General features: G+C 36.7%; 11 protein-coding genes and 1 pseudogene. 4 read left to right on the top strand and 8 right to left on the bottom strand.

The genetic code is table 11. The features are described from left to right. The 7 genes and pseudogenes from FOT98_RS29530 to pcrB all read right to left on the bottom strand — a co-directional run. A pseudogene (locus tag FOT98_RS29530) lies at nt 1-184 on the bottom strand (RNA-guided endonuclease InsQ/TnpB family protein); the annotation flags it as partial. A gap of 201 nt (nt 185-385) precedes the next feature. Continuing rightward, a complete protein-coding gene (gene pruA, locus FOT98_RS29525) occupies nt 386-1933 on the bottom strand; it encodes an L-glutamate gamma-semialdehyde dehydrogenase (RefSeq protein ID WP_063261865.1) in 1548 nt (515 codons plus the stop codon). Between the two features lie 153 nt (nt 1934-2086). Then, nucleotides 2087-2857, bottom strand: coding sequence for a TSUP family transporter (locus FOT98_RS29520; protein WP_061679437.1), 771 nt, complete (start codon nt 2855-2857; stop codon nt 2087-2089). A 95-nt stretch (nt 2858-2952) separates the two neighbouring features. Continuing rightward, on the bottom strand, nt 2953-4146 hold the full coding sequence (locus FOT98_RS29515) for a CamS family sex pheromone protein (RefSeq protein WP_063261864.1): 1194 nt from the start codon (nt 4144-4146) through the stop codon (nt 2953-2955). A 16-nt stretch (nt 4147-4162) separates the two neighbouring features. Then, nucleotides 4163-6172, bottom strand: coding sequence for an NAD-dependent DNA ligase LigA (gene ligA, locus FOT98_RS29510; protein WP_000031462.1), 2010 nt, complete (start codon nt 6170-6172; stop codon nt 4163-4165). 15 nt (nt 6173-6187) lie between these two features. Further along, on the bottom strand, nt 6188-8437 hold the full coding sequence (pcrA, locus tag FOT98_RS29505) for a DNA helicase PcrA (protein WP_063261867.1): 2250 nt from the start codon (nt 8435-8437) through the stop codon (nt 6188-6190). Nucleotides 8438-8449: 12 nt separating this feature from the next. Continuing rightward, the gene (gene pcrB / locus FOT98_RS29500) at nt 8450-9139 is read right to left on the bottom strand and encodes a heptaprenylglyceryl phosphate synthase (RefSeq protein WP_000272092.1); all 690 of its coding nucleotides are present in this window, start codon (nt 9137-9139) and stop codon (nt 8450-8452) included. Nucleotides 9140-9476: 337 nt separating this feature from the next. Here pcrB and FOT98_RS29495 point away from each other — a divergent pair, with 337 nt between their 5' ends. From FOT98_RS29495 to FOT98_RS29480, 4 genes are all read left to right on the top strand, one after another. Further along, a complete protein-coding gene (locus tag FOT98_RS29495; RefSeq protein WP_000812333.1) occupies nt 9477-9854 on the top strand; it encodes a YgaP family membrane protein in 378 nt (125 codons plus the stop codon). 220 nt (nt 9855-10074) lie between these two features. Next, nucleotides 10075-10920, top strand: a complete 846-nt coding sequence (locus FOT98_RS29490) for an SPFH domain-containing protein (RefSeq protein WP_000660687.1) — start codon at nt 10075-10077, stop codon at nt 10918-10920. A gap of 16 nt (nt 10921-10936) precedes the next feature. Continuing rightward, nucleotides 10937-11101, top strand: a complete 165-nt coding sequence (locus FOT98_RS29485; RefSeq protein ID WP_001085171.1) for a type II toxin-antitoxin system antitoxin — start codon at nt 10937-10939, stop codon at nt 11099-11101. A gap of 108 nt (nt 11102-11209) precedes the next feature. Beyond that, nucleotides 11210-11692, top strand: a complete 483-nt coding sequence (locus FOT98_RS29480) for a DUF4362 domain-containing protein (protein WP_080467693.1) — start codon at nt 11210-11212, stop codon at nt 11690-11692. Nucleotides 11693-11744: 52 nt separating this feature from the next. Here the strand turns inward: FOT98_RS29480 and purD are convergent, their stop codons facing one another. Then, a complete protein-coding gene (gene purD, locus FOT98_RS29475) occupies nt 11745-13016 on the bottom strand; it encodes a phosphoribosylamine--glycine ligase (RefSeq protein ID WP_063261863.1) in 1272 nt (423 codons plus the stop codon). Nucleotides 13017-13196: the final 180 nt, after the last annotated feature.

Here is a 13196-nt window from a genome sequence, read left to right as displayed (position 1 = left end):
TTTGCAAAGGCTGCAACTCTTTTTCTTGTGTTAATCCAGTGTACACCTGGCGTATATAAAAGTTTGTGGTGTTGTACATATTCTTAGCGTTATGACAAGATTCTTGAAAATAAGAATACATACGATGCCCTTTTTTAATCCAGATTTGAAGAGTTTTATAGTTTGACGGATTTTCCTTTTTCATTTTATTCACCTCCTTGTTAAGGATATTATAGCAAAAAGGGAACGTACGTTTCTTCTTTTTTCTTGAAAATAAAATATTTCTTTCGATTCACCTCACCACCTTCACTTACGTTTAGAGGTGGGAGTCCTCTCGAAAGGCATGATAGAAAGTTTTTCAAAAAAAGAGATCTTCGCATACTGCGAAGATCTCTCCTACTATTTCTTATAAAGTTTCAGAAGTAGTTTTTGCTTGCATGTGAAGTGCTAAGTAGTCAGGGCCACCAGCTTTAGAGTCTGTACCAGACATGTTAAAGCCACCGAATGGTTGGTAACCTACGATTGCACCAGTACATCCACGGTTAAAGTATAAGTTACCCACATGGAATTCTTCACGTGCTTTTTCAATATGGTCACGGTTATTAGTAACAACAGCACCTGTTAAACCGTATTCTGTATTGTTTGCAATTGCTAGTGCATGATCAAAGTCTTTTGCTTTACAGAATGCTACTACTGGTCCGAAGATTTCTTCTTTCATTAAGCGAGCATCTTCTGCAACGTCAGCAACGATTGTTGGTTGGATGAACCAGCCTTTAGAATCGTCTCCTTCGCCACCTGCTAAGATTCTACCTTCTTCTTTACCAATTGCAACATAGCTCATTACTTTATCGAATGCAGCTTGGTCATTAACAGGACCCATGTTTGTACCTAATACAGCTGGGTTAGCAACTGTTAATTCTTTCGTTAATTCAACAGCACGATTTAATACGTGATCGTATACATCTTCATGGATTACTGCACGAGAACATGCAGAACATTTTTGTCCTGAGAATCCGAATGCTGATGCAATGATAGATTTAGCTGCTAATTCAAGATCTGCTTCTTTATCAACAACGATTGTATCTTTACCACCCATTTCAGCGATAACGCGTTTTAACCAAATTTGGCCTGGGTTTACTTTCGCTGCACGCTCATAAATACGGATACCTACATCACGAGATCCAGTGAAGCTCACGAAACGTGTACGAGGGTGATCTACTAAGTAGTCACCAACTTCAGAACCATTACCTGGAACGAAGTTTACTACGCCAGCTGGTAAGCCAGCTTCTTCTAATACTTCCATGAATTTCGCTGCTACTACAGGAGTTGTACTAGCTGGTTTTAGTAATACTGTGTTACCAGAAACTAAAGCAGCTGTTGTCATACCTGCCATAATTGCGAATGGGAAGTTCCAAGGAGAAATGATAACACCTACTCCTAATGGAATGTAAGAGAAACGATTATATTCAATTGGACGGCTTTCTACTGGAATACCGTCTTTTAATTTTAACATTTGACGACCATAATATTCCATAAAGTCGATTGCTTCTGCTGTATCAGCATCTGCCTCATTCCATGGTTTACCTGCTTCTTTTACAAGAATAGCAGAGAATTCATGTTTTCTGCGACGAACGATTGCTGCAGCGCGGAATAAAATGTCTGCACGCATTTCTGGCTTTGATTTTCTCCAAGTTTGGAATGTTTCATCCGCTACTTGCATTGCTTTTTCAGCTAACTCACGGCTTGCTTTTGAAACGCGACCAACAAGTTCCTCTTTATTTGCAGGGTTTACAGAAACAATTTTGTCTTCTGTAGTGATTTTTTCTCCCCCAATAATTAATGGATAGTCTTGTCCAAGATAAGATTCTACTTTCTTTAAACCTTCTTCAAACGCTAATTTGTTAGCCTCCACTGAAAAATCTGTAAATGGCTCATGTTTGTATGCTACTACCATTTTTTTTAGCCTCCCCTTAGAAAAACGTTTACATTTTACAACATTATTCTACACGATAATTTAGATTTATTCAAATATTCCTAGACTTATATTTTAAAAATTAATTAATTTTTAAAATATAATAAAAAAATAGAGTTATACATACGTATAACTCTACAAAATATGAGTATATTCCAAAATGTTTTTTCCAATCAATAAAATAGTTACTAATAAAAATAAAGTTCTTACATATCCAACACCTTTTTGGACTGCAAACTTCGATCCAAAATAAGCGCCAAAAATCATCGACAATCCCATAATAATACCGTATTCAAAATGAATTACGTCTAAAAATAAAAAAGTAATTAAAGATACGATATTACTAACAAAGTTCAAAAGTTTTCCAGATGCTGCTGCTTGAATAAAATCCAAACCAATTAATAAAAATGCAAAAATTAAAAAGGATCCTGTCCCTGGTCCAAAAAAACCATCATAAAACCCTATCATTAAAATAACAAAGAAAAATATTAATGTTTTTCTTTTCGTCATCTTCTTATAGGTAGATACACTTCCCCAATCCTTTTTTGCAATAATATAAATAGCAATAAACACCAACATCACAAGCACTAACGGACGTAAAATATCCGGCGGAATAAACTTTACTACTAAAGCACCTGAGACCGCCCCTATAATAGTTAACGGGATTAACTTTCCTACAATTTTAAAATCGACCTTTCCTGATCGAATAAAATAAATTGCACTCGTAAACGTCCCCATCGTTGCCGCTAATTTATTTGTTGCAATTGCCGAAGCTGGTGGTAAACCAACAAACATAAGTGCAGGAAGTGAAATTAATCCTCCACCGCCAACAACTGAATCAATAAAAGCTGCTAAAAAGCCGAATGCAATTAATAAAATAATGACTTGAAAACTTAATTCTTCCATGTGCTTACCCCTTACCCCCATTATTTATAACATTTTAAATTATAACAAAATTATTCAAGAAAAAAAGCCGTTCCATAAAGGAACGGCCCTCCTATTTAATCTAAAATTTTCACAAATGGTTCATCTTGCTTCGCTTCACGTATAATAATCGCTTCTGGGCGTTCTACAGATTTAATCGTTACTTGTACTTTCATATAATTCGGGAAGTATTCTGTCACAAGCCCAGCTACATATTGTGTAAAGCCAATTATTTCTGCTTTCCCATTAAACTGGACCGGAATATCAAGCTTTATTTCCCTTAATTCATCGTCTCTATACATACCAGTACCGATAACAGCTGTATAGTCGCCCTGGAAATAATCGCTTAGTTTCGCTTTAAAGTTCGATACTCTCGCAAGATCTTCACGTTTATTATCTGTTTTCGCTTGTTCAGATGGGAACAAATAATACTTCTCATTAATTTGTTTCCAATCCTCAACCTTTTCACTACCTTTTTCTACATTCGCATAAGAGACAAAGTTACCTGGTACGAGCGAAGACTTTGGAGCCTGACGATAAATCGCAAACGTTATCGGAACATTTTTTGTGTCAGGTTTTTTTTCATGCATAAATTTCAAGACTTCTTGCGCCATTTTTTTCCCTTCGGCTAACATTTTTTCTTGCTCGATTTTAGTTTCACGCGGATAACCATGCTCTTCCTCGTAATAATGAACCGAATTCATTGCTAAACCAACTACAATACCTTGGAGTTCATCTGTTTCACCTTTTTTCACATAATAATCATGCTCTAAAATATTTGAAATATATATTGGATTTTTTTTATTTTTTTCCTCTAATGATTCAGATCCTCCACCTAACGCTGGGTTTAACCCAATGTTAGGAAATTTAACGGCATCTTTTTTTAACTTGTCCTCTAGTTCCTTTTGTTCAGCATCTGTACGCTTTCTTTTAACAAGCATCTGCAAATTTTGAGTATCTAGAGCACTTCCACCTTTAAAGAAATGATCTTTCGTACTAAAGGATTCTTTTGCAATACGCATTAATCCTGTTTCAAATTCATCTATATCAAGACGATTACTTACTCCTTGTACAACTAAACCACGTGCAGCTCCTGCGTCAAATGGAATAGTCGTCTTATAATATTCATCCGAAATAGAGTACTTCGGAACGATTGCTTGTTCTTTTGCTTTCCCCGATTTCTCAACCACTTTTTCATCTTTATCGGCACCTGCACTACATCCACTTACAAGTAGACCAAGGCTTAATACCGCTAATGCTATTTTTTTCATGGTAAGTTTGCACCTCTTACTTATTTAGCTCTTGTAAGAACCTCTCTTCATTCCAAACCTCAACATTATGCTTCTCTGCTTGTGCTAATTTCGAACCCGCTGCTTCACCTGCAACAACTAAATCCGTACTTTTACTAACACTTCCTGTTACTTTTCCACCTAATGCCTCAATCTTCTTCTTCGCTTCACTACGTCCCATAACTTCTAATTTCCCTGTTAAAACGACAGTTTTTCCTGCGAAGTACGACTCAACATTTTGTAAATCAGCAATTTTTATACCTTTGTATGCCATATTCACGCCATACTCTTTAAATTGTTGTAATAGCTCTAATACGTCTTCATTATCAAAATACGTCACGACGGATTGAGCCATTTTTTCACCAATCTCGTTAATTGCTTTTAGCTCTTCTTCCGTTGCTTTCACAAGTGCATCCATCGTTTCAAAATGCTCTGCAAATGTACGTGCTGCTTTTGCTCCGACATGGCGAATACCAAGACCGAATAGTAATCGCTCTAATGAGTTTTCTTTAGAATTCTCAATTGCTTGCACTAAATTCGTTGCTGATTTTTCACCGAATCGTTCTAACTGCAATAATTGCTCTTTCGTCAACGAATATAAATCAGCAAATGTACGAATATAATCCGCATCAAAGAGTTGTGTAATGACACGTTCTCCAAGTCCATCAATATTCATTGCATTTCTTGAAACAAAATGAATTAACCCTTCTCGAATTTGAGCTGGACAAGTTGGATTTATACAACGAAGTGCTACTTCTTCTTCTAAACGAACTAGTTCACTTTCACATGCTGGGCAATGCGTTGGCATATGGTATTCTTCTTCCTCACCAGTACGCTTATCGAAAATAACGTTCACAACTTCAGGAATAATATCTCCGGCCTTCTTCACTACCACATAGTCACCAATTCGAATGTCCTTTTCACGAATTAAATCTTCGTTATGTAAAGAAGCACGACGAACGATCGTACCAGCCACTCGCACTGGCTCTAGCTCTGCTGTCGGTGTTACAACCCCTGTGCGACCAACACTTAATTCAATACCTGTTAATCTTGTTACAACTTCTTCAGCCGGGAATTTATAAGCAATTGCCCACCTTGGACTCTTTGCTGTAGTTCCTAAACTTTCTTGAAGAGCAACATCATCTACTTTTATAACGATTCCATCAATCTCATAATCAAGATGCGGGCGTTTTTCTTGCCATTCTTCTACATAAGCTATAACTTCTTCGATTGTTTCACATGTACGACGATTTGGATTTGTTTTGAATCCAAGTTCACCTAAGAAATCAAGCGATTCACTATGTGATGGAATTGTTTTTTCTTCTACATTCGCAAGACCGTACACAAACATAGATAAGTTACGCTTCGCTGCAATTTTTGGATCCAGTTGGCGTATTGAACCTGCCGCCGCATTACGCGGATTCGCAAATACATCTTCACCATTTTGTTCTTTTTCTTCATTTAACTTAACGAATGAACGCTTCGGCATATAAGCTTCGCCTCGTGCTTCTAACGTTACTTCTTCATTTAAACGGAGCGGGATCGCTTTAATCGTTTTTAAATTTTGGGTAATATCTTCACCTGTTACACCATCACCACGTGTTGCCCCTTGAATAAAGCGCCCTTTTTCATAATGAAGTGAAACAGCAAGTCCGTCAATTTTTAATTCGCATATATATCTTACATTCGCATCATCAATTCCTTGGCGTACTCGTCGGTCGAAATCACGTAAATCTCCTTCGTTAAATGCATTTCCTAAACTTAACATCGGTGATTTATGTGTTACTTTTTCAAATATATCAAGAACAGTTCCCCCAACGCGAATGGAGGGAGAATCTTCACTCATAAACTCTGGATTCTCTGCTTCTAATTTTATAAGCTCCTGCATATTACGGTCATACTCCGCATCAGAAACAGAAGGATTGTCTAATACGTGATACTGATAGTTAAATGTATTTAACAAATCACGCAGTTCTTCTATACGTTGTTTTGCTATCTCTTTTGACATATCCTCATTCCTTTCCTATTGTTTCGTCACAGGTGCAAATTTTGCTAACAAACGTTTAACACCAATTGGGCTTGGGAACGCAATATCTAATTCTTTTGCATCACCTTCACCTTTTACACTGACAACTGTACCGACTCCCCATTTTTGGTGGGAAGCTTTATCTCCTACTGCCCAGCCGATTTGCTCGCCACCTGTCGTCTTAGCTGCAGGACTCGCGAAAGCTGAACGAGAGCGTGTTGTAGTTGTCATTGTCGTTCTGCTGTTACTAGCCGTTCTGCCTTTTGCACCAAACGAAGTTTCACGCTTCGGCGCTGTTTCATTTAACGATTCTACTAGCTCTGCCGGGATTTCTGTAATAAATCGAGAGGCAGCGTTCATACTTGTTCGACCAAATAAAGTACGCATTTGTGCATTTGATAAATATAACTCTTCTTCTGCACGCGTAATACCTACATAAGCAAGGCGACGCTCTTCTTGCATTTCATCTTCTTCCATGAGAGAACGAGTATGCGGGAATATTCCTTCCTCTAACCCTACAATAAAGACAACTGGGAACTCTAACCCTTTCGCTGAGTGCATCGTCATTAAAATAACTTCCTCACCAGCAGTTGGATCTTCATCGACACGATCAATATCAGCAACAAGCGCTAAGTCTGTTAAGAATGCAACAAGGCTCTTATCTTCGCTTTGAGATTCAAATGTTTGCGTAACAGATAAAAACTCATCTAAGTTCTCTAGACGACCTTCCGCTTCTAAAGTACGCTCGTTTTTCAACATATCGCGATAGCCTGTTTTTTCAATAACTTCTTCTACCAATTCCGTAACAGATAAATACTCTTGCATATTTACCCAGTTGTGTAATAAACCTGCGAATTCTTTTACTGCCTTTGTAATTTTTGCACTTACTCCAACATGCTCAATCTCATCGAATACAGCAGTTAATGAAATTCCATTTTGTACGCCGTAATTAATAATTTTATCTATAGAAGTCGCACCAATTCCGCGCTTTGGCATGTTAATAATACGTGCGAAACTAATCTCATCATCTGGATTCCCAATTAAACGTAAATACGCCAAAATGTCTTTAATCTCTTTACGATCGTAGAACTTTGTACCGCCGACAATTTTGTAAGGAATATTAGATTTCAGGAAAATCTCCTCGACCATACGAGATTGCGCATTTGTACGATATAACACTGCAAAATCAGTATATTTTCTTTTTCCCATTTGAATATCGTCACGAATTTTTTTCGCAACAAAATACGCTTCGTCTTTTTCCGTTGCAGCACGGTAATACGAGATTTTGCTTCCAACTTGATTATCTGTCCATAATTTCTTCGGTTTACGGTTTGAATTTTTTTCAATAACAGCATTCGCTGCATTTAAAATATTTTGTGACGAACGATAGTTTTGTTCTAACAGAATAACTTGCGCATTCTCATAGTCTTTTTCAAATGACAAAATGTTAGAAATGTCAGCCCCACGCCAGCGATAAATAGACTGATCTGAGTCACCTACAACACATAAATTTTTAAAACGTGCTGCTAAATGTTTAACAAGAAGGTACTGCGCTTTGTTTGTATCTTGATACTCATCCACGTGAATATATTGGAACTTACGCTGATAAAACTCTAGTACTTCTGGAACACGTTCAAATAACTGAATCGTTGTCATAATTAAATCATCAAAGTCTAATGAGTTATTTTTCAGAAGACGTTTTTGATATTCTGTATATACATCGCTCGTTAATTTTTCATATGGATCAGCTATTGTAATTTTCTTTGCATATTTATCTGCAGATAACAATTCATTTTTCGCATTACTAATACCCGCTAAAATAGAGCGCGGCTCAAATTTCTTCGGATCAATATTACGTTCTTTCATGATTTTCTTCACAACCGTTAACTGATCACCTGAATCTAAGATTGTAAAATTACGATTAATACCAATACGATCGATATCACGTCTTAAAATACGTACACACATAGAGTGGAACGTAGAAATCCAAATATCTTCTGCTTCTGGTCCGACAAGTGTATCAATACGCTCACGCATTTCACGAGCCGCTTTATTTGTAAAGGTAATAGCTAGTACATTCCATGGTGCTACACCTTTTTCACCAAGTAAATACGCAATACGATGTGTTAACACACGTGTTTTACCACTACCTGCACCTGCCATTAATAGAAGTGGTCCGTTCGTTGTTTGTACTGCTTTTTGTTGCTGCGGATTTAAACCATTCAATAATCTATCTGTCTTACTCATATATGCCTGCACCTACTCTCCTTTTACTGCTTTAACTGTTTTTAACGCGGATTTTATATCATCATAAATAATATTTCCAACAACTACTGTATCAGCATACTGCGCCATTTCTTTCGCTTGTTCTGCATTAGAAATACCGCCTCCGTAATACAACTTCGCTTGTTTTAATTCTGCTTTTACATTTTTAACAAGTTCAACATCTCCATACGTACCGCTATATTCTAAATAAAATATCGGTAAACGTAATAGCTTGTCTGCTAAACGCGCGTATGCAATCACATCATCTTCTGTTACATCACATTTCGCATCTGTAAGCTGGGCTACTTTCGCTTCAGGATTTAAAACACAATACCCTTCCATGAAAATTTCGTCCCAATCCATAATATCCCCAAATTCTTTCAAAGCCTCATGATGAACGCCTGTTACCCATTCCACTTTTCGGCTATTTAAAACGCTTGGGATGTAATAAAAATCAAATCCTGGTGTAATTGCTTCTACATCAGAAACCTCTAACACACAAGGAACTGCATATCTACGAATGCTAACTAGCATGTGCAGCACATTATCAATTGTCACTCCATCACTTCCGCCCACAATAACAGCATCTGTTCCAGACTCACAAATCATTTCTAAATGTTCATCACTTAACTCCTTATTTGGATCAAGCTTAAATACATGTTTCCACCCGGAAATATCGTACATGAAAACACCCTTTCTTTTCTCTATTTATATATATTTCTGTTCAAAATAACAGTTTATTTTCATTAGGATTTTTTAACTTCATCTTAAATATTTGTTTAAAACGGAGAATTAAGTTTGGAATTCCCTCTTCCATATTTTTTCAAACTAGAGGATTTAATTTTGAACTTCCTTTTATGCATTCTTTCATTATAACAAAAAAAGCTACTTACACACACGCACATTCCAACATCTTTTTCAACGTCAAATGTTGGATTACATATCCCAAAAATCACACGGGATACTAATAAGAGAAATAGTATTATCTATTTCAACTTTCATAAAAAGGAGTGTTTTTCTAATGAAGCAAAACATCGGTACAATAAACGCCCTAATTCGAATTACACTCGGACTTATCCTCTTCGGCTGTAGTAGCGCTAAACTTGTACGCAAGCCGTGGTGCACTTGGTCTAACGTCTTGCTATGGATTGGTGCAATGAAAATTGCAGAGGGAATTGTTCGTTTCTGCCCTGTTGTTGAAATGTGGAAATTCGGAAAATACATGAATATGGGGGCATTTAAAATGCCTAGCATGAATTTTACTGAAAAGGGACATGCTAAAGAAGAAGTGAATCAAACTTCCAATCACGACAAACCACGGTCAAATGGAAGTTTTGACGCTTCTGACAAAGAGATTGAGTCAGCGATTGAAGATATAATCCTGGCAAAACCGCTTTGAATCATTTGTCACGATGCAAGATGCTCTCAAAGGGACTTAGCTGCTGCAGTGGGCGGTTAAGTCTTCTTTATTTTACCACAAAACAGAACATATATTCTTATTTTAAACCTTAAAATATACATAAGAGATACCTAATCAATAAATTTCAGAAAATTAGGTGTAAATCCCTTGCTTAAAATGATATAAAAGTGATATCATTTTTATATCAGGAGGCGATCATATGAAAGAAAAACAAGTATTTTATGTTAATGGTTTTCTTGGGATTATTGGAATTTTGATTTTAGCCGCTATCGGTGTATTTTTCCTCGTGCAAGAAATTTTCATAGGAGCAGCATTAACTATTATTTTAGCCGCAGTTCTTGCTACAGGTATTGGTATTGTTCAACCAAACCAAGCGAAAGTCATTACGTTTTTCGGTAATTACTTAGGAACAATTCGTCAAAATGGTTTATTTTTAACGATTCCGTTCGCATTCCGTCAAACTGTATCGTTACGTGTGGAAAACTTTAATAGTAAGAAATTAAAAGTAAACGATGTTGAGGGAAATCCGATCGAAATTGCAGCCGTTATCGTATATAAAGTAGTTGATTCTGCAAAAGCAATGTTCGGTGTTGAACATTACGATCGATTTGTAGAAATTCAAAGTGAAACAGCAATCCGCCACGTTGCAACAAAATATCCTTATGACAATTTCCAAGATGAAACTTGCATCACGTTACGCGGAAATACGGAAGAAATCTCTGAAGAATTAAAACGTGAGTTAGAAGCACGCCTTGAAATCGCTGGCGTAGAAGTATTAGAAACTCGTTTAACACATTTAGCTTACGCAACAGAAATTGCCCATGCAATGCTACAACGTCAACAAGCAAAAGCAGTATTAGCTGCCCGAAAAGAGATTGTTGAAGGTGCTGTGAAGATGGCGAAAGATTCAATCCATATGTTAGATGAGGAAGGCGTACTGGAACTCGATGACGAGCGTAAAGCAAATATGGTGAACAATTTATTAGTTGCCATCGTTTCAGATAAAGGTGCGCAACCAGTTATTAATACAGGAAGCCTATACTAAAAGGTTGTAAATCATTATGGCTAAAAAGAAAAGCTTTCCATTACGTATTGATCCTGAATTACACGCTGTCATCGAAAAATGGGCGAATGATGAGTTTCGTAGCGTCAATGCACACATCGAATATTTGCTTCGAGAAATGGCAAAGCAAAAAGGAAAATTAAAAAAAGATAAAGATGCATAAAAAATCCCGCTGAGAAATCAGCGGGATTTTTTTAATACAATGATGATGTTTTCTTTGTAATTATATTGTAAAATACAAATATAACATTATTAATAGAGGTGGTTCACTTTGCCTATAAAACATTACTATAAAAAAACGAGTTTATTCATCATTGTACTACTCTCATTCAATCTTGTCGCTTGCTCAAATAAACGACCAACGATTGATACATCCAATAAAGAATATAGTTTTGAAACCGCCGAAAAATATGGTGATGTCATTCAAAAGAATGACACAGTTTACAATATCGAAAAATTAGATACCTTCATTAAAAAATATAATTCAAATAAGAGTCACGCCATTCGCATCACTCGATTTAACGAAAAAGATGAACCTCTCATTATAGATTTAACAGTAAAAAAAGGAAGAGAGACAACCTCTTTGTATTATGATGTTGATTACTCAAAAATAAGCGACCGGAATACAGAAAACAAAAAAAATCAATATTCCAATAATACTTGTCAAAAAATTTCAAAGAAAGTTTCATCAACAGCAATAACTTATCAGTTACAATGCCCTGACATTATTGATCTTGTAAAAGTTCCTAAATAAAATAATAAGAAAAGCGGAGAATGAACTACATCATTCTCCGCTTTTTATATTACTAGCTTCTCGTCATCTCATGCCCAATTGCACGATATCCTATATCACTTCGGTAAAATAGACCATCACTCTCAATTTTACCGATTTCTTTATACACCTTATCTTTCGCTGCTTGTAAACTGTCCGCCTTACAAGCAACAAATAGTACACGGCCACCATTTGTTACAAAGTCACCATGCTTCATCGCTGTACCTGAATGGAAAACAATCACATCTTCCAGTGCATCTAATCCTTTAATAATATCACCTTTTTTATATGCTTCCGGATATCCTTTTGAAGCAAGTACAACACCAATTACCGCTTCCTCTGACCATTGTAACGTTAATTCACTTTCATCTAATACAGCGTTACATACATCAACTAAATCATTTTCTAAGCGAGGTAATACTACTTCTGTTTCAGGATCACCAAAACGTGCATTAAATTCAATTACCTTTGGGCCATCATTTGTTAAAATAAGTCCCGCATATAAAATTCCTGTAAATGAACGGTTTTCTGCAATCATCGCTTTAGCAGTTGGATGTAATACCGTTTTTATCGCCTCTTGAACTGCTGATTCTGGAATTTGTGGTACTGGAGAGTACGCGCCCATTCCGCCTGTATTTGGACCTTTATCACCATCAAAAGCTCGTTTATGATCTTGCGCAATTACCATCGGATGCACAGTTGTCCCATTCACAAATGCCATTAATGAAAATTCTTGTCCATCTAAAAACTCTTCAATAACAACCTTCTTACTTGCTTCGCCGAACTTTACATCTTGTAACATTTCCTTCGCAGCTTGTAGTGCCTCTTCAAGTGTCATTGCTACTGTTACACCTTTACCAGCAGCTAATCCATCTGCCTTAATAACAATCGGTGCACCAATTTTTTGAATGTACTGTACTGCTTCTTCATAATCTGTAAAAGTTTCATATGCCGCAGTTGGAATATCATACTTTTTCATCAATTCTTTCGTAAAAGCCTTACTACCTTCAATAACAGCCGCTGCCTTATTTGGACCAAATACACGAAGTCCCTCTTCTTTAAAACGATCAACAATTCCATTCATAAGTGGAATTTCTGGTCCAACGAAAGTTAACTCAACCTTATTCTCTTTGGCAAATAGAACTAATGCATCAAAATCATTTTCATCAATATCAACTGGTGTTGCAACATCGCGCATACCTTCATTACCCGGTGCTACATATACCTTTTCCACCTTTTCAGATTGCGCAAACTTCCAAGCTAAAGCATGCTCACGCCCACCGCGTCCGATTACTAAAACATTCATATTTCATCCCCCAATACTTAAATAAGTACAAACTAGAAGCTATGCTCCTAGTTTGTTTTCATATCAATAAAAGTTTAAAAAGGAGGATCAAGAGAACCGAGCAGGTCGAGGCGCATTTGACAGGAGGACACGGAGTGTAGTTTTCCTACATGAGTACCGCACTGGCAATGCAACGACGAC

It is taken from the genome of Bacillus sp. HY001 (assembly GCF_007558965.1).
Lineage (GTDB): Bacteria > Bacillota > Bacilli > Bacillales > Bacillaceae_G > Bacillus_A > Bacillus_A mobilis.
The sequence above is the reverse complement of the archived record's forward strand: the minus strand, read 5'-3'. Positions and strand labels throughout refer to the sequence as shown.